Raw genomic sequence first — 20,488 nt, 5'->3', positions numbered from 1 at the left:
AACTTCCTCAGCAGCGGAATAAAGGGAACCCGTTCCGCGCTTCCTGTTGAACGGACCGGTCACGCCAGCCCGCAGCACCGACGCATCCTCCCGGTCCTCGAACGGACCGCAGCCCTGCCCCGCTCCTGAACGGACCCCCATGACTCAGACCGCACCGATCTCGCTCCCGGATGTGGCGGACGGCCTCGAGCGCGAGCGCGCCACCGAGTCGCGCAACCGGCTCGTCATCTCGCTCCTGCTGGTGTCGGCGTTCGTCGTCATCCTCAACGAGACGATCATGGGCGTCGCCCTGCCCCGGCTCATGGAGGACCTCGGCATCACCGCGACCGCCGGGCAGTGGCTCACTACCGCGTTCATGTTGACGATGGCCGTCGTCATCCCGATCACGGGCTTCCTGCTGCAGCGCTTCCACACCCGCCCGGTCTTCATCGCCGCGATGTCCCTGTTCAGCACGGGAACCCTCCTCGCCGCGGTGTCGCCGGGATTCGAGCTGCTCCTCGTCGGCCGCGTCGTGCAGGCGAGCGGCACCGCGATCATGATGCCGCTGCTCATGACGACCGTCATGACGCTCGTGCCGCCGGCCTCCCGCGGCCGCACGATGGGCAACATCTCCATCGTGATCTCCGTCGCGCCGGCCATCGGTCCCACCATCTCGGGCATCATCCTCAGCGTGCTCGACTGGCGCTGGATGTTCATCCTCGTCCTGCCGATCGCCGTCGGGTCGCTGCTGCTCGGCATGGCCCGGATCAAGAACGTGACGACCCCGCGCCGCACGCACTTCGACGTGCTCTCCGTCGTGCTGTCGGCCTTCGGCTTCGGTGGCCTCGTCTACGGCCTCAGCAACCTCGGCGAGGCCTCGGAGGGCGCGGGAGCGGTCGCCGGGTTCGCCCCGCTCGCCGTCGGCGTGATCGCCCTGGTGATCTTCGCGCTGCGCCAGGTGGCGCTGCAGCGTCGCGACTCCGCCCTGCTCGACCTGCGCACCTTCACGACCCGCACGTTCTCGTTCGCGATCCTGATGCTGACCATCAGCATGATGGCGCTGTTCGGCACCCTCATCCTGCTGCCCATCTACATGCAGACCGTCCTCGGCCTCGATCCGCTGAGCACGGGCCTCCTGCTGCTCCCCGGCGGCCTGCTCATGGGCCTGCTCGCGCCGTTCGTGGGCCGGGCCTACGACCGGTTCGGGCCCACCGGCCTGCTGATGACCGGCTCCTCGATCGTCAGCCTCGCGTTCTGGTTCATGACGATGCTGGACGAGCGCTCGCCGTTCTGGTGGCTGCTCGTCGCACACATCGGCCTGAGCCTCGGCCTCGCCCTGCTGTTCACCCCCCTGTTCACCTCCGCCCTCGGCTCGCTGCGTCCGTCGCTCTACTCGCACGGCAGCGCGGTCGTCGGCACGGTGCAGCAGGTGGCGGCCGCCGCGGGCACGGCGCTGTTCGTGACCGTGATGTCCGCTCAGGCCGCGACCCTCACGGCCGGCGGATCCTCGGAGCTCTCGGCGACCGCGGGCGGCATTCACATGGCCTTCGTGATCGGCGCGATCATCTCGCTGTTCGCCATCCCCGCCGCGTTCTTCATCCGCCGCACGGACGACCAGAACGCGCCCGAGGGCATGCCCGTCCACTGACGTCTCGAGGCTGCCGGATCGCGCTCAGCGATCCTCCCCGAATCGCCGCTTCTGCCGCCCGTCGAGACCCCTCCCCCGCGCCATCCTTCCGGCGTAGCGTCGGAGGCGACGGGCCGCAGGCGACCGTTCGGAACGCTGATGCGGCCCGCGCCCGGGCGTCCCCACGTCCGGGTCGGTTCTGACAACAGTGGAAGGACGAAAGATGACGACAGCCAGAGAAGTCATGTCGCAGGGGGTCGAGTGCGTCCGGGAGAACGAGACGCTTGTCGACGCCGCACGGAAGATGCGCGACCTCGACGTCGGCGCCCTGCCGATTTGCGGCGAGGACAACCGGCTCAAGGGCATGCTGACCGACCGCGACATCGTGGTGAAGTGCCTCGCCGAGGGCGGCGACCCCAGCAGCGTCACCGCCGGCAGCCTCGGTGAGGGCAAGCCCGTGACCATCGGCGCGGACGACGACATCACCGAGGCGCTCGAGACGATGAAGAAGCACCAGGTGCGCCGTCTGCCCGTGATCGACGGCCACGACCTCGTGGGCATCATCAGCCAGGCGGACATCGCGAACTCGCTCTCGGAGGGCGCGACGGGCGACCTCGTGCAGGAGATCTCGGAGGACTGACCGGTTCTCCGCACGGGAGGACTCGCACGGGATCGACGCCCACCGGCTCGACGCCCTTGGGGCAGACTCCGACGGGATCGGACACAGGGCCGGGCGGCCCCGCTCAGCGGCGGACCGCCCGGCCCTTCCGCGTGCGGCGGGTATGCCCGTGAGCCTCCGGAGCGCTTGCGGGTCCCTACCCCTCCGACGAACGGAGGTCGCGCACCGACTCCCGCTCGACGATCGGCATCGGCACCAGGATCCGCTGAGGCGAGAAGTCCCCGGCGAGCAGCAACTCGACCGCCCGCTTGCCCATCTCCTCGTAGGGGATCCGCGCCGTGGTGAGCCCCGGGCGGAGGTAGGCCGCGATCTCATCGTCGTCGAAGGAGACGACCGAGACGTCCTGCGGGATGCGCACGTCCCGCTCCTGGAAGGTCTGGTAGAGGCCGAAGGCGAGGCGGTCGTTTGCGCAGATCACGGCCGTGAGTCCGTCGACGGTCTCGAGGAGTTCCGCCGCCGCCTCCCGGCCCGCGGCGGGCTCCCACTGACGGACGGTGATCTCCGCGGCGAGCCGCACACCTGCCTCCGCGAGGGCGTCACCGATGCCGGCGAAGCGCCTGCCGACCGTGGCCGACACCCGGGCGTCCTCGATCGCCTCGGGGTAGTGACCGATGAGGGCGATGCCCTTCCCGTGCCCGCGATCGAGGAGCACCCGGGCGATTCCCCGCCCCGCCTCGTACTCGTCGGGCAGCACCGTCGCGGCCGTTGTCGGCGTCGTGCCGTTCAGCATCACCACCGGCACGTCGGCGGGGATCTCGGGGATGTCGACCTCCTTCGCCCCCATGAGACCGAACACGACGCCGTCCACGCGGCGGTCCATCATGGCCTCGAGCGCGGCCTCCTCCTGAGTCAGGTCGCTTCCCGTCTCGGCGATGAGCACGGTGTGGTCGCGCTGTCCGGCCGCATCGAGCACGCCGCGGATCATCGCCGACGCGAACCGGGTCACGGTCACCTCGTCGGAGATGAGGCCGACGGTGCGGGTCTTCCCCGTGCGCACACCGAGGGCGGCGGGATTCGGCCGGTAGTTTAGCTCGGCGGCGGCCGCGCGGACCTTCTCGATGGCCGCGTCGGACAGGCGGGCCGGCCGGTTGTTCAGGATGAGGCTGACAGCCGTCTTCGACATGCCGGCGCGCTCCGCGACATCGGCAAGGGTCGCCCTTCTGGCTTTCATGCGTCCTCCGTTTCCTCCGCCAGCCTAGAGAGTCGGTCGGAAGGCGATCCGCTGAATCAATTTAGCAAATCCCTTGTCGCCGCCGGGTGCGCGTGTTAGCGTGCGAGTGCTAAATCAATTTAGCGTCATTCACGCAGCACTCGTTCAAAGGAGAACCACCGGTGAGAACACCCGCGCGACGCGTCGTCGTTACCTCAGCAGCAGTCGGCATCATCGCGGCCCTCACCGGTTGCGCCTCCGGCGGCGGCGGGGCGGCGGGCAGCGACGGCAAGAACGGCGAGCTGACCCTCTGGACCCACAACGCGGGGAACAAGGCCGAGCTCGACGCGATCCAGTCGATCGTCGACGACTACAACGCCAGCCAGGACGAGACCTCGGTCAAGGTGCAGGCGTTCCCCCAGGACTCGTACAACGACTCCGTCGTGGCGGCCGCCTCCGCCGGGAAGCTCCCCTGCATCGTGGACATCGACGGACCGAACGTGCCGAACTGGGCCTGGGCCAAGTACCTCGCCCCCCTCGACCTCAGCGTCGACCTCGACAAGAACCTGCCCAGCACCCTCGGCGTGTGGAACGACGAGACCTACTCCGTCGGCTACTACGACGTCGCGCTCGCGACGTTCGCCCGAAAGTCGGTGCTCGACGCGGCCGGCATCCGCGTGGCCACCGTCGAGGAGCCGTGGACCCGCGAGGAGCTCGACTCCGCGCTCGCCGCGCTGAAGGCGGAGGGCACCTGGGAGTACCCGCTCGACCTCGGCACGGCCGGCACCGGCGAATGGCTGCCCTACGCGTACTCGCCGTTCCTCCAGTCCTTCGGCGGCGACCTCGTGAACCGGGACGACTTCCAGTCCGCCGACGGCGTGCTGAACGGTCCAGAGGCCGTGGAGTGGGCGACGTGGTTCCAGGGCCTCATCGAGGACGGGTACGCCGCGAAGAAGAGCGGCAAGGACTCGACCATCGACTTCCAGAACGACAGGTCCGCCATCCTCTACACGGGCAGCTGGGCGGCGACCAGCACCAGGGAGGTCCTCGGCGACGACCTCGTGGTCATGCCGTCGTTCGACCTCGGCACGGGACCCAAGATCGGCGGCGGCTCGTGGCAGTGGGGTGTGACCACCGGGTGCGCGAACCCCGAGGCCGCCATGGACTACCTCTCCTTCTCGCTGAAGCCCGAGTACATCGCCGCCGTCGCGTCGGCCACGGGCACCATCCCGGCGACCGCCGAGGCGGCCGCGCTGGTGCCGGGCTACGAGGAGGGCGGCGAGCTTGCGCAGTTCCGCGAGTACTCGGAGAAGTACGCCGTGCTGCGACCGGAGACCCCCGCCTACCCATTCATCGCGACGGAGTTCGGCAAGGCCATGCAGGACGTCATCAACGGCGGCGACCCGCGATCGACGCTCGACACCGCGGTGAAGAACATCGACACCAACATCAAGTCCAACGGCGGATACACGCAGAAGTAGCCGCGGCGGGGCGCCGCCCTCGGCGAGCGCCCCGCCTTTCGCGTCAACGGAGACTGTCATGACCACATCCACCCAGGGCCCCTCGATCATCCCCCTCGAGGGCGTCGCCATCGCGAAGCTTCCCGGTCCCGTCGGGCGGAAGAAGCCCAACCGCAGCTACCGACACGAGCAGCGATCGGGCCTCGCCATGCTGGCGCCGGCGATCGTGCTGCTCATCCTGTTCATCCTCATCCCCGCGGGCCTGGCCTTCGGGCTCGCCTTCACGAACGCGCGTCTGATCTCCCCCTACCCGGCCACGTTCGCCGGGCTGGACAACTTCGTGCGCCTGTTCCAGGACGCGTCGTTCGGCCGGGCGCTGCTCAACGTCGCCTACTTCGCGATCGTGGTCGTGCCGCTCCAGGCGGGCCTCGCCCTCGTCATGGCGCTGCTCATCAACACGCGCATCCGGGGCACGACGTTCTTCCGGACGATCTACTTCCTGCCGGTCGTGACCTCCATGGTCGTCGTGTCCCTGCTCTGGGTCTTCCTCTACCGCGAGGACGGCCTGCTCAACGTGCTGCTGTCGAAGGCGACCTTCGGGCTCGTCACCGGCCCGGACTGGCTCGGCGAGACGGCGACCGCGATGCCCGCCATCATCCTGATGTCGGTCTGGCAGGGCGTCGGCTTCCACATGATCATCTGGCTCTCGGGGCTGCAGACCATCTCCGCCGAGCTCTACGAGGCCGCCGACATCGACGGGGTCAGCCGGTGGCAGAAGTTCCGCTACATCACCTGGCCCGGTCTGCGAGCCACCCGCAGCCTCATCCTCGTCACCATCACGATCGCCGCGCTCAGCCTGTTCACCCAGGTCAGCGTCATGACCCAGGGCGGCCCGCTCGACTCCACCACGACCGTGGTCTACCAGGCGGTCGAGTCCGGGTTCCGTCAGCAGGAGACGTCCTACGCCTCCGCGATCTCGCTTGTCTTCTTCGTGATCGTGCTCATCATCTCCGCGATCCAGCGACTCCTCACCAGAGAGAAGGTCTGACATGGCCACCGACGTCCACCTGGCGCCGCCGACGGCGGCGCCGGCCCGCACCGCCCGATCCTCCTCCCGCACAGCACGGGCTCCCCGTGCCCGGCTCGGCATCCTCGGCTGGCTCGTGCGCATCGTGCTCGCCGTCGTCTTCTCCTTCCCGCTGCTGTTCATGTTCGTGTCGTCGCTCAAGCCGGACGCGCAGATCTTCGGCGACCTGGCGTCGCTGGCCGCGTTCCTCCCGGTCGGCAACATCTCGCTCGACAACTACGCGGCGGTGTTCGACCGCGTGCCCGCCGCACGCTTCCTCATCAACTCGGTGGGCGTGTCCGTCGTGACGGTGGCGCTCGGCATCGTGATCAACAGCCTCGCGGCGTTCGCCCTGTCGCGGATGCGGGTTCCCGGCAAGGGACTCATCCTCACGGTCATCATCGCGACCCTGATCATCCCGTTCGAGACCCTGGCGCTGCCGCTCGTGTGGTGGGTGAACCAGCTGCCGTCGCTCTCCGTCGACGAGTTCGGCGTCGCGTTCACGCGGGGGTGGCTGGACACCTACCAGGTGCAGATCGTGCCGTTCATTGTGAACGCGTTCGCGATCTACCTCTTCCATCAGTACTTCGAGTCGATCCCCAAGGAGCTCGACGAGGCGGCCCGCATGGATGGGGCCGGCTGGTTCCGGATCTACCGCAAGGTCGTCATGCCGCTGTCAGGCCCGGCGATCGCGACCGTCGCGATCCTCACCTTCCTGCCGGCCTGGAACTCCTACCTCTGGCCTCTGATGGTGATCCAGACCGAGGAGCTCCGACCCGTCATGGTCGGGATCCAGTACTTCTACCAGCTGAACGTGTCGTGGGGCGAGATCATGGCCTACTCGACGATGATCACGCTGCCGGTGATCGCACTGTTCATCGCCTTCCAACGATCGTTCATCAACAGCATCGCGTCGACCGGGGTGAAGGGATGACCGCGCTGGATCCGACCGTCACCGGCTCGACTCCGACCGTTCCGGGTGCATCCCCGGAGGCGTTCCGCCCGGAGCTGCACTTCGCCGCGCGGGACACCTGGCTCAACGACCCGAACGGCCTCATCTACCACGGCGGCCTCTTCCACCTCTACTTCCAGAACAACCCGTTCGGCAACGTCTGGGGCAACATGTCCTGGGGTCACGCGACGTCGGCCGACCTGGTGACCTGGCGGGAGCATCCCGTCGCCATCCCGTGCGACGAGCGGGAGGACGTCTTCTCCGGCAGCGTGGTGTTCGACGCCCACAACACCAGCGGACTCGGCACCTCGGATCAGCCGCCGCTCGTCGCCGTCTACACGAGCGCCTTCCGGAACGGCGCCGGCCACGACGGCATCCAGGCGCAGTCGATCGCGTTCAGCCTCGACGGCGGCTACCGCTGGACCAAGCACGCGGGGAACCCGGTGCTGTCGCGGGCGTCCCCCGACTTCCGGGACCCCAAGGTGTTCTGGTACTCCGGCGAGGGATCCTCGTACTGGGTGCTCGTGGCGGTGGAGGCGACGCAGCACCTCGTCGTGCTGTACCGCTCGGACGACCTCCTCGCCTGGGAGCACCTCAGCGACTTCGGCCCCGCCAACGCGACGGGCGGCGTGTGGGAGTGCCCCGACCTCTTCCCGCTTCCCGTACGCGATGAGCCGGGGGCGAGCGCCTGGGTGCTCACCGTGAACCTCAGCCCCGGCGGCCCGAACGGCGGCTCGGCCGGGCAGTACTTCGTCGGCGACTTCGACGGCGTCTCCTTCACCCCGCACAGCACCGTTCCGCCGGGGCCCGACGACGGCGCACGCCTCCGGGAGTACGGCTGGCTGGACTGGGGCCGCGACTTCTACGCCGCCGTCGCCTTCACCGACGCTCCGGACGACCGGCGGATCCTGCTGGGCTGGATGAACAACTGGGAGTACGCGAACGAGATCCCCACCTCCCCGTGGCGCAGCGCCATGTCGCTGCCGCGCGAGCTGTCGCTGGTGCGCACGGCCGCCGGGCTGCGGCTGGCCCAGCGGGTGCCGGCCGAGGTCGAGCGTGCGGCGTTCCCGGCCTTCGCGGCCGAGCGGACCCCGGTCGACCTCGACGTGCTCGTCGACGAGGTGCGGGCGGTTCCCGCCCCCGACTCGGTCGCCATGCGGATCGACGCGACGTTCCGACCGGGGTCGGCGACGGAGTTCGGGCTCGTCGTGCGCGGTGCGGCTCTGGGTGGGAGCGACGACGCGGCCGGAGGGACGCGCATCGGCATCCGGCCGGGCGAGGGCGTGATCCTGCTCGACCGCACACGCTCGGGCGACACCGGCTTCTCCGCCGCGTTCCCCTCGGTGGAGACGGCACCGGTCGCCGCGCTGGACGGCGCATACCGGCTCACCGTCTACACGGACCGGTGCTCGGTCGAGGTGTTCGCCGAGGACGGTCTCGTGACCCTCACCGACCTCGTGTTCCCGGCCGAGTCGGCGACCGCGATCTCCGTCTACGCCAGCGGCGGAGACGCCGAGGTCACGGACCTGCGGATCACCGCCGCAATCCGCTGAGCCCGGTCCATCCCCGCGTCTGTCGAGAAGACGTTCGCCGCTTCGACGGGCTCAGCGACCGTGGGGTTCAGCGACTGAGGGAGCCCAGCGCCGCGCGGCTCAACGCCGTAAGGCTCAGCGATCGTGCGGGTCGGGGGTGCCGCCGGCCGTCCGCATCGAGCGGTGGGCCTGCGCCTCGGTGAGCGCGGTGGCGCCGCCGCAGTTCGAGCACTCCACGAAGTACGACTTCGAGAACGAGAAGAGCGGCACGAAGAACAGCGTGAACTTGTTCGTCTTCTTGTAGACGTGCTGGGCGACGGTCTGCCCGCAGTAGTCGCACAGGAAGGTGACGACCACGAGCAGGGTCAGGGCGGGGCGGGTGCCGAAGAGGAGGAACACACGACCGAGCGTAGGCTCCGGACGCCAACGCTGCGCGACAGTATTCCCGGGTGCTGCACCGACGGCCCTCGTTCGAAGGAGGACGTCCAGGACTGGCGATCGACTAGCGTCGACGACGATACCGTGCGTAGCTGGCTCAGCTATGCCTCGAACTGATCAGGAGTTGACGTTGTACGACCCGCATCGGCCTTGGGAACGCATCAATGGCGCAGTGCTCCAAGCGACAATGGTTGCTGACACCCAGGACGCCGATGATCTGGTCTTCACATACCCAGAGTGGGCCTGGCTCAATGATCCACTGCCTCACAACATCGAGGTAGAAATAGTCGGGACCGCCGCAGCGTTCGGATGGAAAGAGTCGGATGTCCGATTCGACAGCCGTAGGTTGTATTACGAAGCGCTCCGGAAGCGGCTCGCAGATTACTCAGCGTTGCATCACGGTCAACACTTCACCTTTCCGCTGGATCCCGCTCCGATCACCTCATTGCCTGTGCAACCCGCCCTGTCTTACGCACAGATGGGGTTCCTACACGCCGTCGGGCAAGTCGTGGGAGATAGCAGAGTTATCAGCGAGGCGCACCAATACAATTGGATCAACGTACTCGACTACGGCGGCTGGATAGTTGCCGATCCGCGCCACCTGGAAGGTGAGATACAAGAGCTAGAGTCACGGCACAAGAGTTTCATCACCGCGACCCGGAAACAGATGTTGCGTGCTGAGCGGACTGCTACGGTGATGGCGACTTTGGAACATGGCGCTCGTCTTGCTCTATATCACGCCTATTGGTACCGACTGAATGCCCGTCGGAACCAGTTGATCGTTGCAGGGCTTCGCGGGCGCTCGCGCGTAAGGGCATCGAGGCCTTCCCCTCAGCCGTATGGCGTCTCACATGAGGGGGCAGAACTGCTGTGCGCAGGGTGGCTCAGTCACTTGGGTGGGACCAACGTCTCGATCACAACATTTTCGGGCGACGGTGGCATTGACGTGGTAAGCGACACCGCTATAGCACAGGTGAAGAATTACTCTGGCACCGTAGGCGTCGAAGAGGTGCGCGCCTTCCATGGAGTAGCAAGCGTCGACGGCCGGATCGGGCTGTTCTTCACTTCTGGTACTTATACGAGCGGTGCAACTGACTTCGCTAACCGTGCTCAGATGGCTTTATTCGAGTACGACGCGATTGCTGGATCACTCACCGGTGCAAATGCCATGGGCCGAACCGTATTGCTCATGGGTGTGTGAATAGCTGAGGCTGATTCCTCCTCAGCTGGCCGCATAGCCGGCTGTCAACTCGACCCCTCTGAGGAAGCCGGACACTCAGTGCGATTGACCGAACGAGTGCGACGGGCTCACCACCGAAGAGGAGGAACACACGACCGAGCGTAGGCTCCGGACGGAAACAGTGCGCGACAGTATTCTCCGGGTGCTGGACTCGCGGCCCCCGCGCGTTCCACACTGTGGGGATGACCCGAACGACGGGCGGCATCCGAACGCCCGATCAGCGGCTCCGCGTGTTCGTGAGTTCCACGCTGAAAGAGCTCGCGGCCGAGCGGAGAAGTGCGCGCGCGGCCATCGAGCGGCTGCGCCTTGCTCCCGTGATGTTCGAGCTGGGCGCGAGGCCTCACCCGCCGCGCGAGCTCTACCGCGCGTACCTGGAGCAGAGCGACGTGTTCGTCGGTCTTTACTGGGAGCGGTACGGCTGGGTCGCGCCGGGCGAGGAGGTGTCCGGGCTCGAGGACGAGTACCTCCTCTCCCCCGCCGACATGCCGAAGCTCATCTACATCAAGGAGCCCGCCGATGGGCGCGAGCCGCGCCTCGCCGAGCTCCTCGGGCGGGTGCGCAACGACGACAACGCCTCCTACAAGGCGTTCAGCACCGCGGAGGAGCTGGGCGAGCTGCTCGAGGCGGATCTCGCCACGATGCTCGCCGAGCGCTTCGACCAGAGCCGGGCGCAGGCGCCCCGGGCCGGCGCGGAGGCGCAGCCCGCCCTGCTGCCGGATCCGGAGACCGGCCCGCTTCCGGCTCCCCTCACCGAGCTGATCGGCCGCGAAGCCGAGATCGCCGCCGCCGAGGGGCTCCTCCGCCGGGAGTCCGTGCGCCTCGTGACGCTCACCGGCTCCGGCGGGATCGGCAAGAGCCGGCTCGCCATCGACCTCGCCGCGCGAATGACGGACGCCTTCCCCGGCGGCGTCGCCTTCATCGATCTCTCGGCCGTGCGGGACCCGGCCCTGGTTCCCGCCGCTGTGGCTCAGGGGCTCGGCGTGCGCGACACGGGCGTCGGCACGCTCGACGAGAAGCTGGTCATGGCCCTCCGCGGCCGACGGATGCTGCTCGTCCTCGACAACTTCGAGCAGGTCCTCCCCGCGGCGCCGCAGCTCCCCGCGCTGCTGACCACATCCCCCGGGCTGAAGATCGTGGTGACGAGCCGAAGCCTGCTTCGCGTGTCCGGCGAGCACGCGTTCGAGGTGGGGCCGCTCGCCCTGCCCGCCGACCCTGCCCGGCTCGCACCCGCGGAGGCCCTCCGCTTCCCCGCCATCGAGCTCTTCGTCGAGCGCGCGAGGGCGGTCAAGCCGGACTTCGAGCTGACCGCCGAGAACGTCCACGCGGTCGCGCGGATCTGCCTCGCCCTCGACGGCGTGCCGCTGGCCCTCGAGCTCGCGGCCGCGCGTATCCGCCTGCTCCCGCCCGCCGCCATGCTCGCCCGGCTCGATCGGCAGCTGCCGCTGCTCGCCGGCGGGGCGCGGGATCTCCCCGCGCGCCAGCGCACCCTCCGGGGCACCATCGAGTGGAGCATCGACCTGCTGACCGAGTCGGAGAGCGCCCTGCTCGCCCAGCTCGGCGTCTTCGCCGGCGACTTCTCGCTGGACGCGGCGGAGTCGGTGTCGCAAGCCGCCTCCCCGCTCGCGGGCGCGGACGTGTTCACCGACCTCTCCACCCTCGTGGACAGCAGCCTCGTGCGGCAGCATGACCGCGGAGACCAGCCCTACTTCTCGCTGCTCGCGACGGTGCGCGAGTACGCGCGCGAGCAGCTGGCGGGGAACGGCACGCTGGACGTGCTCCGCGATGCGCACGCCCGGTACTACGTCCAGCTCGGCGCCCGTGCGGAGGCCGAGTTGAAGGGGCCGCTCCAGCGGGACTGGGTGAATCGGCTGGCCACGGAGAGGGATAACCTCCGCTCCGCCGCGCGGTACCTCCTCGATCAGCGACGGTGGGGTGAGGCGGCGGACTTCGCCTGGTCGCTCTACATGTACTGGTGGGTCGGCGGGCACCTCGGCGAGGTGCGGGACTGGATGGAGGAGCCCCTCGCCTCCGGCGACGAGTTGCCGGACCGTACCAAGGCCATCACGCTCTACTTCACCCGGTCCATCACGCTCTGGCTGAAGCCGGAGGAGTTCGTCGTGCCGGGGCTCAGCGAGAGCGCCGAACGGTTCCGCGCGAGCGGCGACGCGGGCGGGGAGGCCCTCGCCGACGTCTCCCTCGCCCTCGCGCTCGTCTCCGCCGCCACCCCCGATCACGACACCGCCGAGGAGGTGCTCGAGTCCGCCCTCACCCTGGTGCGCTCGGCCGGCGACCGCTGGGGCGACGCGATGGTGGTCGTGACGCTTGGCCGCCTCGCGATCCTGCAGCAAAAGGTCCAGCGCGCCCTCAATCGCTTCGAGGAGAGCCTCGCCCTTGCCCGTCAGGAGAACGACGACCTGAGCACGACCATCGCCCTGCACCACCTGGGGTGGGCTCAGCTGCTTCTCGAGGACGTGGCGGGCGCCGGGCATTCATTCGGGGAGAGCCTGCGGCTCTCGCTGCGCCTGCGGCACGCCGACGGGATCGCGTACGGGCTCGAGGGTCTCGTCGCCATCGCGGCCGTCACCGGCGACCTCGAGCGGGCCGGGCGTCTGCTAGGCGCATCACAGGCCCTCCGCGAGCAGACGGGCCTGTACAACGCTCCGACGTTCTCCTTCCACGAGCAACTGCTGGGGCCCGCGCTCGCCGGCGAGTTCGCGCCGGTCCTGGAGGCGGCGCGCGCGGCGGGCCGCGAGATGTCCCAGGACGCCGCCGTCGCGCTCGCCCTCGAGGTGGCCGCGTCCGCGTCCGTCGCGCAACCCGCGCAACCGGCGGCGGTGGCGGCGTCGGATGCGGCATCGCCGGCACAGAGCGCGCCCGCAGAGAGCACGCACGCGCGGGGCGAGGCGGCGGACCGATGAGCGCGCCGGGCGCCGTCCGGCCGTTCACGCGGGGGCTCTCCATCGTCATCCTCCCGTTCCTCGTGGTGGCGAGCGTGCTGCTCTACGTGCTCCCGTTCGCGACGGAGCAGCTCTTCGCGTGGACCATCGAGCCGCCGATCACCGCGATGTTCCTCGCCTCGGCGTACCTCGGCGGCATCTGGTTCTTCGTGCAGGCGGTGCGCCAACCCCTGTGGCACCGGGTGAAGTACGGATTCCCTCCCGTCGTGCTGTTCGCGTCCCTGCTCGGCCTGGCGACGCTGCTGCACATCGACCGGTTCCACGCCGGGCACATCTCGTTCCTCACCTGGCTCACGCTCTACGCGACGACGCCGTTCCTCACCCTCGCCGCGCTCCTGCTCAACCGCCCGGCGGATGACGGCGCCGCGGAGGACCCCGACTTCCGCATCCCCCGGGCGCCGCGCCTGCTGCTCGCGGTGCTCGGCATCCTCTCGCTCGGCACGGGGCTCGTGATCTTCGCGGTGCCGCAGGCGGGCATCGACGCCTGGCCGTGGATGCTCACGCCGCTGACGTCTCGGGTGATCGGGGCGATCCTGACTCTCCCCGGCATGGTGAACCTGTGGCTGCTGCTGGATCCCCGGTGGTCGTCGTTCCGCTGGATGTTCCAGGCGCAGCTGTTCAGCCTCGTGTTCCTCGTCGCGGCGCTGGCCATCGGCGGCGGGGCGCTGGACTGGTCACGGCCGTCGGCGCCCCTGCTCGTCGGTGGGCTCGTCTCATCGCTGGCGGCGTACGCGGCCTTCTACGCGTACTGCGAGCGCGGAACACGCCGGGCCGGCGCCGGGCTCCCCCGCGGGCCGGACGCGCGCCCCTAGACTTCCGCGACAGCAGTTCCGCAGCGGCCGTTCCGCACCAGCGCAAGGAGGACCCATGGTTCCCGACATCAACTACGCGGCGGTCGTCCTCGCCACCCTGTCGAGCATGATCGTCGGCTCGATCTGGTACACACCGAAGGTCTTCGGCAACTACTGGATGCGGGTCACGGGGGTCCGGCCGTCCGGGGACGCGAGGAACGCGGTGCGGCCCATCCTCGTGACGCTCGTCGTGAGCTTCGTCACGGCGTGGGTGCTCGCCGGGGCGGTCTTCATCGCGTGGGAGTTCTACGGCGGCTCCTTCCTCGCGAACTCCGTGGTCACGGCGATCCTGCTGTGGGCCGGCTTCACCGCGGCGCGCTTCGTGACGCACGACGCCTTCGACCGGAGGCCGACCGGCCTCACCGTGCTCAACGTCGCGCACGAGTTCGTGACCCTGCTCGTGATGGCGATCATCATCGGGGTCTGGCCCGCCTGACCCGGCGGCGAGGGATCCGAGAAACTTCGCGACCGATGTCGATCGGCGGCCGCTTCGATCGTCATAGGTGCATCACGATCCTGACGAACGGAAAGGAACACCATGCGATACGCACTGCTGCTCAACTACCCCGAGGCCGGCGACGTCGGGCTGAGCGATGAGGACCTGGCCGCCGGCCGCGCCGCTTTCGACGAGTACCTGAAGGCGCTGAACACCGCGGGCGTGTTCGTCTCGACGGAGATCCTGCAGCCCGTTTCGGTCTCGACCACCGTGACGACCCGCAACGGCGAGCTGCTCATCCAGGACGGACCCTTCGCCGACACGAAGGAGAAGCTCGGCGGCGTCTTCGTGATCGAGGTGCCCAACCTTGACGCGGCTCTCACCTGGGCCGAGCGGTGCCCCGCCGCCCAATACGGCGTGATCGAGGTCCGGCCGGTGGCCGTGACCGCACAGGGCGACGAGTGGATCACCCCGAGCTGATCGGTATCGAGGCCAGCGGCGGTACCGAGGGCGGCGGCGGTACCGAGGCCGGTGGCGCGGGCGCGTCGGAGCGCGACCGAGCCGGCGATCGAGCGCGGGCCCGGTCGCTCGCCGAGACCGCGGCCCGCGCATCCTACGGCCGGCTCCTCGCCCTCCTGGCCGCGCCGACGGGCGACATCGCGATGGCGGAGGACGCCCTGAGCGACGCCTTCGAGGCCGCCCTGACCGCTTGGCCGGAGTCCGGGATCCCCGCGAATCCGGAGGGGTGGCTGCTGACGGTCGCACGCAACCGTCAGCGCGACGCCTGGAAGTCCGCCGCCGTGCGGACGTCGATGCCCTTGGACGCCGTCCCCGAGCTCGCGGGCGGCACTGCTGAGCCGGACGAGGACACGATGAGCGCCATCCCGGACAAGCGGCTCGCGCTGCTGTTCGTCTGCGCGCACCCGGCGATCGACCCGGGCGTGCGCACGCCGCTGATGCTGCAGACGGTGCTCGGCTTCGAAGCCGCGCAGATTGCGACGGCGTTCGCCGTCCCGGCGCCGGCCATGGCGCAGCGGCTCGTGCGGGCGAAGCGGCGCATCCGCGACGCCCGCATTCCCTTCGCCGTGCCCGACGCCGACGTGATGCCGCGGCGGCTTCCCGCGGTGCTCGAGGCGATCTACGGCTGCTTCGCGATCGGGTCGGCAACGGATCCCGGCGCTGGGACGGGGGCCGGTGCGGGCGCGGGCGCGGATGCAGGTGCGGAGCCCGAGGCCGGCATGGGCGCCACGGCCGATCCCGACTCCCTGGCGGGCGAGGCCCTGTACCTCGCCGAGACCCTGGCCGGCCTGTTGCCCGCCGAGCCCGAGGCAGCGGGCCTCGCCGCGCTCATCTGCCTGTCCCAGGCGCGGGCCGCCGGCCGGCGCGACACCGCCGGACGGTTCGTGCCCCTCGACGAGCAGGATCCCGCCCGGTGGGACGCGGCCCTCATCGTGCGCGGCGAGGCGCACCTCCGCCGCGCGTCCTCCCTCGGCCGCATCGGGCGGTACCAGCTCGAGGCGGCGATCCAGTCCGTGCACTGCGCCCGGCGGATCACCGGGCGCGTCGACCTCGCCGCCCTCCGCGCGCTGCACGAGGGGCTCGCGCGGATCGCGCCGACCCTGGGTGCGCTCGTCTCGCTCGCGGCCGTGATCGGCGAGTCGGACGGCCCGGACGCCGGCCTCGCGACCCTCGATCGCATCGACCCGGGCGCCGCCCAGCGCTTCCAGCCCGCCTGGGCCACGCGGGCGCACCTCCTCGCCCTCGCGGGTCGCGCGGACGAGGCGGCCGCCGCGTACGACCGCGCGATCGCCCTCACGACCGATCCCGCGGTCCGGGCCCATCTCGCGGATCGGCGCGCCTGAGCGCCACGAACCCCGGTGTCCTGCGTCCCGTCGACGGGCTCAGGGACCGCGAGTGCCTTCCGGCACGCGTCGGCGGTGTTTCCGGCGTAGCGTCAGCCGGGAGGCCGACGCGGCCCGCCCCGGACCGGAGGCGGGCGTCTGCCCACACCCTGCGATGAAGGAGCGTGTGATGGTGCGATGGAAGCGGAGTCGACTGGGCGGAGGGCTCTCGGTCCTCCTCGGGTCACTCCTTGCGTTCACCCTCGTGGTGCCGGCGACCGGTGTCGCGGCGGACGAGGGGAACGACAGGCGAGGCCAGGGAAAGAGCCCAGGTTCGTACTCGAATCCGCTCCTGCCGCAGATACCGGGGGACGGGGCCGTGGAGAGCTGCGCGGACCCGACGGTGATCCGCGGCCAGCAGCCGGGCGACACCACCTGGTACATGTACTGCACCACCGATCCGCTCAACGACGAGGACCTGGACGCGAACGGTGACCTGATCTTCCACCGCATCCCGACCATGACCTCGACCGACCTCGTCAACTGGACGTACGTCGGTGACGCCTCGGATGCGCTGCCGAGCTGGGCAGACCCGGCCGCCGCGCTGTGGGCGCCCGAGGTCACCTACTCCTCCACGTTCGACCAGTACTACCTGTTCTTCGTGGTCACGAACACGGCAACCTCCGTCAGCGGCGAGGAGGGCTGCACCACCGACAACGCCATCGGCGTCGCCACGAGCGCAAGCCCGACTGGCCCGTGGGAGTTCTCCGACACCCCGGCCGTCGCCCCGCAGCGGGCAGGCGCGGGCTGCAACTTCCGCTGGACGTACGACCCCGACGTGCTGAGCGACACGGTCGAGACCGCATCGACCCTCTACTACGGCAGCTACAACGGTGGCGTGTACGCCTCGCCCGTGACCCTCACCGAGGACGGCGCCGTAGCGGACACGGCCGCGGCCGCGATGGTCGCCATCGACAACAAGTACGAGGGCGCGAACGTCGTCTTCCGGGAGGGGTACTACTACATCTTCCTGTCGGCCACGAACTGCTGCAACGGCGCCCTGACCGGCTACAGCGTCTTCGTCGGCCGCTCGACGAGCCCGACCGGACCCTTCGTCGACCAGCAGGGCAACTCGCTCGTGGACGCGCAGACCGGCGGCACGCCGTTCCTCACGATGAACGGGAACCGCTGGGTCGGCACGGGTCACAACACGGTCTTCACGGACGCGAACGGCGACTGGTGGACCATCTACCACGCGGTGGATCAGCGGGATCCGTTCTTCGAGTCGGTCGTCGGCTTCACCAAGCGCCCGGCCCTGCTCGACCCCATCGATTGGGTGAACGAGTGGCCGACGGTCAACGGCGGTTCCGGACCCTCGGACGACCGGCAGTACGCCCCGGCCGGCCAGCCCGGCGAGGTGTCCAAGCACCGCACCGAGCTCGTGAAGACCCAGCTTCCGGGGAAGCCGCTGCCCGGATACTCGGACGAGTTCGACGGCTCGGCCCTGTCGGGCGAGTGGGAGTGGGAGTGGCCCGGCGTGACCTCCGCCCCTGCGGTCCCGACGACGACCGTGTCGAACGGCGCGTTGACCGTGCCCATTCAGACGGGCGACCTGTTCACGGACCTCGACAACGCCTACGTGCTGCTTCGGGACGCTCCGCGCAAGGACTACGTGCTCGAGACCCGGGTGCGCGTCTCGGTGCCGGATGAGGACTGCTGCTTCAACTACGCGCAAGCGGGAATCGTCGTGTACGGCGACGAGGACAACTACGTGAAGCTGACCAACGCCTCGATCTGGAACACGCGGCAGACCGAGTTCGGCAAGGAGCTGAACCCGGTGCCCGAGGGGTGGGCGCGCTACGGGAACACGGTCGTCGGGCCGCCGTCCGAGGAGTGGACGTACCTCCGCATCGTCGCCGAGCGCTTGACGGGCCGTGACCGACGGGACGCCGGCGGCGACACCGAGGGGTACACCGCCTACACGAGCCAGGACGGGGAGAACTGGGTCCGCGGTGGCACGTGGACGCACTCGCTCGGCCGGGACGCGCAGATCGCCCTCGTCGCGTACGCGGCGCCGGAGAACACCACCTTCACGGCGGACTTCGACTACGTGCGGGCGTACACCCTGACGGAGCGGTCGGCACGGTGACCGGACGGGGATCCGGCGAGGGATCCCCGTCCGTCCTGTGGTTGTTCGGGCCACCCGGCGTCGGCAAGACGACGGTCGGGTGGTCCCTCTACCGCGCGTGGTCCGCGGAGGGCACGCCCACCGCGTACGTGGACATCGACCAGCTCGGAATGCTCTATCCGACGCCGGACCCCCGGAATCACCGGGTGAAGGCGCAGAACCTCGCCGTCGTGTTCCGCTCGTTCCTGGCGGCGGGGATGCGGCGGCTGATCGTGTCCGGCGTCGTCGACCCGGACGAGATGGCCGACTTCGCTCGCGCCGGCGCCGGCGCCGGCTGGGTGTGGTGCCGCCTGACCGCGAGCACGGATGACGTCCGCGATCGGCTGGTCCGGCACCGCGACCAGCCCGACATGATCGACGATGCCGTGGCACACGCACGGCTGCTGGAGGATCACGAGGTCGCCGGCCACGCCCTCGCTGACATCAGTGTCGACACCACGGGGCGATCCGTCGACGAGGTCGTCGCGTCCGTCCGCGCCGCCGTCGAGTCTCGGCCGCCGGACCTGCCGTCACGCATCATCCCGGCCGGCAGGTCGGACGAGAACGCGGCGGATCTCGCCGGCGCGGCGATGCCCGGCGGCCGTCCCCTGACCGCGATCGCGGTTACGGGACCGCGAGCCGTGGGCAAGTCGACGGTGGCGTGGGAGGTCTTCCAGCGCGTCCAGCGGGAAGGCCACGTCTCGGCGTTCGTCGACCTCGAGCAGGTCGGGTTCCTGAGCGTGGGCGTGCCGAGCGCCAGGGCCCGGGCCGTCGGCGATGTCGGCGATGCCCGCGACGCCCGCGAGGTACGGGCGGCCAATGCGGGCGCTATGGCACGGGTGTTCGCCGGATCAGGCGCGACCGTTCTCGTGCTCAGCGGCGCGATCGTCGGCCCCGAGGAGCAGGCGGCGTACTCGGCCGCCCTCGCGCCCGCGGAGCTCACGGTCGCGCGCCTGGAGGCCGGCGAAGCGTCGGTGCGCGAGCGAGTCGCCCACCGGGCCGTCCAGCGGACCCTGCACCTGCCCGGGGACGACCTGCGCGGCCTGTCGGCGGAGGCGAAGCACGAGGTGGTGGAGCGCTCGATGCGCGAGGCAGCGGACCTCGTTGCGGCGGGCGTCGGGCATCCGGTCGGCACCGACGGCCGATTTGTGGAGCGGATCGCGGAGGACGTGCTCGCCCTGCGTCGCGGGGCGTGACGCGGCGGATCCCCGAGCCGACGGGCCCGGGGATCCGCTGAGGAGGGTTCCCTCGACCCGCGTGCTACTTCGCGAGGAAGGGCAGCAGGATCTCGTTGATCTCCGCGCCGTGGGTCCACAGCATGCCGTGCGGAGCGCCCTCGATCTCGTGGTACTCGGCCGACGGCAGGGCCTTGCTGAACGGGCGTCCGGTGGCGTCGATCGGCAGGATGTTGTCCGCCGTGCCGTGCACGATCAGCGTGGGCACGTCGATCTTGGGGATGTCGGCGCGGAAGTCGGTGAGCCAGCTCGGCTGGGCGGCGACGGAGGCGATGGGGCTCGCGCCGGCGGCGAGGGCGAAGCTCGCGTCGACGACCTGCTGGCTGAGGCGCGGCGTGCCGAGGAACGTGTCGGTGTTGTAGAAGTTGTCGTAGAAGGAACCGAAGAACGCGAAGCGGTCGGCGGTCACTGCCTCGAGCAGGCCGTCGAACACCGACTGCGGAACGCCGGTGGGGTTGTCATCCGTCTGCAGCAGGAAGGGCTCGAGCGAGCCGAGGAAGACCGCCTTGGCGACGCGCTCGGAGCCGTAGGTGCCGATGTAGCGGGCGACCTCGCCGGTGCCCATCGAGAACCCGGTGAGCACGACGTCGCTCAGGTCGAGAGTGTCGAGCAGCACCTTGAGGTCGGCGGCGAAGGTGTCGTAGTCGTATCCGACGGCGGGCTTGCTCGAGCGACCGAAACCGCGCCGGTCGTAGGTGATGACCCGGTAGCCGGCCTCGAGGAGGGCCGCCGTCTGCTTCTCCCAGGAGGACCCGTCGAGCGGGTAGCCGTGGATCAGAACGACGGGCTGACCCGCGCCGTGGTCCTCGTAGTAGAGCTCGATGTCCGTGCTGTTCTCGGTTCCGACGGTGATGTAACCCATGGCGCAATCCCTTCTC

General features: G+C 69.7%; 17 protein-coding genes. 14 read left to right on the top strand and 3 right to left on the bottom strand.

Annotated features, from left to right (window positions below; all coding sequences use genetic code 11):
* The first annotated feature begins 139 nt into the window (after positions 1 to 139).
* Positions 140 to 1,627 carry an MDR family MFS transporter gene (locus DAI20_RS11105; protein ID WP_108250801.1) on the top strand — a complete coding sequence of 496 codons (1,488 nt, stop codon included), beginning with the start codon at positions 140 to 142 and terminating at the stop codon, positions 1,625 to 1,627.
* 202 nt (positions 1,628 to 1,829) lie between these two features.
* Positions 1,830 to 2,246, top strand: a complete 417-nt coding sequence (locus DAI20_RS11100; RefSeq protein WP_108250799.1) for a CBS domain-containing protein — start codon at positions 1,830 to 1,832, stop codon at positions 2,244 to 2,246.
* Positions 2,247 to 2,421: 175 nt separating this feature from the next.
* Here the strand turns inward: DAI20_RS11100 and DAI20_RS11095 are convergent, their stop codons facing one another.
* Positions 2,422 to 3,456, bottom strand: coding sequence for a LacI family DNA-binding transcriptional regulator (locus DAI20_RS11095; RefSeq protein ID WP_108250797.1), 1,035 nt, complete (start codon positions 3,454 to 3,456; stop codon positions 2,422 to 2,424).
* A gap of 161 nt (positions 3,457 to 3,617) precedes the next feature.
* Between DAI20_RS11095 and DAI20_RS11090 the strand changes: the two genes are divergently transcribed.
* Genes DAI20_RS11090 through DAI20_RS11075 form a run of 4 tightly spaced genes read left to right on the top strand, consistent with a single transcriptional unit; the run spans position 3,618 to position 8,466 of the window.
* On the top strand, positions 3,618 to 4,916 hold the full coding sequence (locus DAI20_RS11090; protein ID WP_108250795.1) for a sugar ABC transporter substrate-binding protein: 1,299 nt from the start codon (positions 3,618 to 3,620) through the stop codon (positions 4,914 to 4,916).
* Positions 4,917 to 4,974: 58 nt separating this feature from the next.
* Positions 4,975 to 5,943: a carbohydrate ABC transporter permease gene (locus tag DAI20_RS11085; protein ID WP_108250793.1), complete on the top strand. Its 969-nt coding sequence runs from the start codon at positions 4,975 to 4,977 to the stop codon at positions 5,941 to 5,943.
* 1 nt (position 5,944) lies between these two features.
* Entirely contained in the window at positions 5,945 to 6,895 is a 951-nt protein-coding gene (locus DAI20_RS11080) for a carbohydrate ABC transporter permease (protein WP_108250791.1), read from the top strand.
* On the top strand, positions 6,892 to 8,466 hold the full coding sequence (locus DAI20_RS11075) for a glycoside hydrolase family 32 protein (protein ID WP_108250789.1): 1,575 nt from the start codon (positions 6,892 to 6,894) through the stop codon (positions 8,464 to 8,466). Before DAI20_RS11080 ends, DAI20_RS11075 begins: the two co-directional genes overlap by 4 nt.
* 114 nt (positions 8,467 to 8,580) lie before the next feature.
* On the opposite strand, the gene DAI20_RS18515 is transcribed toward DAI20_RS11075, so the two are convergent.
* Positions 8,581 to 8,844: a zinc-ribbon domain-containing protein gene (locus DAI20_RS18515; RefSeq protein ID WP_159085008.1), complete on the bottom strand. Its 264-nt coding sequence runs from the start codon at positions 8,842 to 8,844 to the stop codon at positions 8,581 to 8,583.
* 169 nt (positions 8,845 to 9,013) lie between these two features.
* On the opposite strand from DAI20_RS18515, the gene DAI20_RS11065 reads away from it, so the two are divergent.
* The 8 genes from DAI20_RS11065 to DAI20_RS11030 all read left to right on the top strand — a co-directional run bounded on the left by DAI20_RS11065 (position 9,014) and on the right by DAI20_RS11030 (position 19,571).
* A complete protein-coding gene (locus DAI20_RS11065; protein WP_159085007.1) occupies positions 9,014 to 10,084 on the top strand; it encodes a restriction endonuclease in 1,071 nt (356 codons plus the stop codon).
* A 221-nt stretch (positions 10,085 to 10,305) separates the two neighbouring features.
* Positions 10,306 to 13,041 carry an ATP-binding protein gene (locus DAI20_RS11060; protein ID WP_108250784.1) on the top strand — a complete coding sequence of 912 codons (2,736 nt, stop codon included), beginning with the start codon at positions 10,306 to 10,308 and terminating at the stop codon, positions 13,039 to 13,041.
* Positions 13,038 to 13,892 (top strand): hypothetical protein, encoded by an 855-nt coding sequence (locus tag DAI20_RS11055; protein WP_108250782.1) that lies wholly within the window; start codon positions 13,038 to 13,040, stop codon positions 13,890 to 13,892. The genes DAI20_RS11060 and DAI20_RS11055 overlap by 4 nt, the downstream gene beginning before the upstream one ends.
* Before the next feature lie 55 nt (positions 13,893 to 13,947).
* The gene (locus DAI20_RS11050; protein WP_108250780.1) at positions 13,948 to 14,367 is read left to right on the top strand and encodes a DUF1761 domain-containing protein; all 420 of its coding nucleotides are present in this window, start codon (positions 13,948 to 13,950) and stop codon (positions 14,365 to 14,367) included.
* Between the two features lie 102 nt (positions 14,368 to 14,469).
* The gene (locus tag DAI20_RS11045) at positions 14,470 to 14,847 is read left to right on the top strand and encodes a YciI family protein (RefSeq protein WP_108250778.1); all 378 of its coding nucleotides are present in this window, start codon (positions 14,470 to 14,472) and stop codon (positions 14,845 to 14,847) included.
* Entirely contained in the window at positions 14,829 to 16,229 is a 1,401-nt protein-coding gene (locus tag DAI20_RS11040) for an RNA polymerase sigma factor (RefSeq protein WP_240606038.1), read from the top strand. The genes DAI20_RS11045 and DAI20_RS11040 overlap by 19 nt, the downstream gene beginning before the upstream one ends.
* Before the next feature lie 169 nt (positions 16,230 to 16,398).
* The gene (locus DAI20_RS11035) at positions 16,399 to 18,357 is read left to right on the top strand and encodes a family 43 glycosylhydrolase (protein WP_159085006.1); all 1,959 of its coding nucleotides are present in this window, start codon (positions 16,399 to 16,401) and stop codon (positions 18,355 to 18,357) included.
* Complete coding sequence (locus DAI20_RS11030) at positions 18,354 to 19,571, top strand: ATP-binding protein (protein ID WP_108250774.1); 1,218 nt, start codon at positions 18,354 to 18,356, stop codon at positions 19,569 to 19,571. Before DAI20_RS11035 ends, DAI20_RS11030 begins: the two co-directional genes overlap by 4 nt.
* Before the next feature lie 64 nt (positions 19,572 to 19,635).
* Here the strand turns inward: DAI20_RS11030 and DAI20_RS11025 are convergent, their stop codons facing one another.
* Entirely contained in the window at positions 19,636 to 20,472 is an 837-nt protein-coding gene (locus DAI20_RS11025) for an alpha/beta fold hydrolase (protein ID WP_108250772.1), read from the bottom strand.
* Positions 20,473 to 20,488 lie beyond the last annotated feature (16 nt).

This window comes from Planctomonas deserti (genome assembly GCF_003067705.1).
Lineage (GTDB): Bacteria > Actinomycetota > Actinomycetes > Actinomycetales > Microbacteriaceae > Planctomonas > Planctomonas deserti.
This window is presented reverse-complemented; position numbering and strand designations above follow the sequence as displayed.

Coding starts and splice junctions, on each gene's coding strand:
- DAI20_RS11105 (WP_108250801.1), top strand. CDS start 140: ATGACTCAGACCGCACCGATCTCGCTCCCGGATGTGGCGGACGGCCTC.
- DAI20_RS11100 (WP_108250799.1), top strand. CDS start 1,830: ATGACGACAGCCAGAGAAGTCATGTCGCAGGGGGTCGAGTGCGTCCGG.
- DAI20_RS11095 (WP_108250797.1), bottom strand. CDS start 3,456: ATGAAAGCCAGAAGGGCGACCCTTGCCGATGTCGCGGAGCGCGCCGGC.
- DAI20_RS11085 (WP_108250793.1), top strand. CDS start 4,975: ATGACCACATCCACCCAGGGCCCCTCGATCATCCCCCTCGAGGGCGTC.
- DAI20_RS11080 (WP_108250791.1), top strand. CDS start 5,945: ATGGCCACCGACGTCCACCTGGCGCCGCCGACGGCGGCGCCGGCCCGC.
- DAI20_RS11075 (WP_108250789.1), top strand. CDS start 6,892: ATGACCGCGCTGGATCCGACCGTCACCGGCTCGACTCCGACCGTTCCG.
- DAI20_RS11060 (WP_108250784.1), top strand. CDS start 10,306: ATGACCCGAACGACGGGCGGCATCCGAACGCCCGATCAGCGGCTCCGC.
- DAI20_RS11055 (WP_108250782.1), top strand. CDS start 13,038: ATGAGCGCGCCGGGCGCCGTCCGGCCGTTCACGCGGGGGCTCTCCATC.
- DAI20_RS11050 (WP_108250780.1), top strand. CDS start 13,948: ATGGTTCCCGACATCAACTACGCGGCGGTCGTCCTCGCCACCCTGTCG.
- DAI20_RS11045 (WP_108250778.1), top strand. CDS start 14,470: ATGCGATACGCACTGCTGCTCAACTACCCCGAGGCCGGCGACGTCGGG.
- DAI20_RS11035 (WP_159085006.1), top strand. CDS start 16,399: ATGGTGCGATGGAAGCGGAGTCGACTGGGCGGAGGGCTCTCGGTCCTC.
- DAI20_RS11025 (WP_108250772.1), bottom strand. CDS start 20,472: ATGGGTTACATCACCGTCGGAACCGAGAACAGCACGGACATCGAGCTC.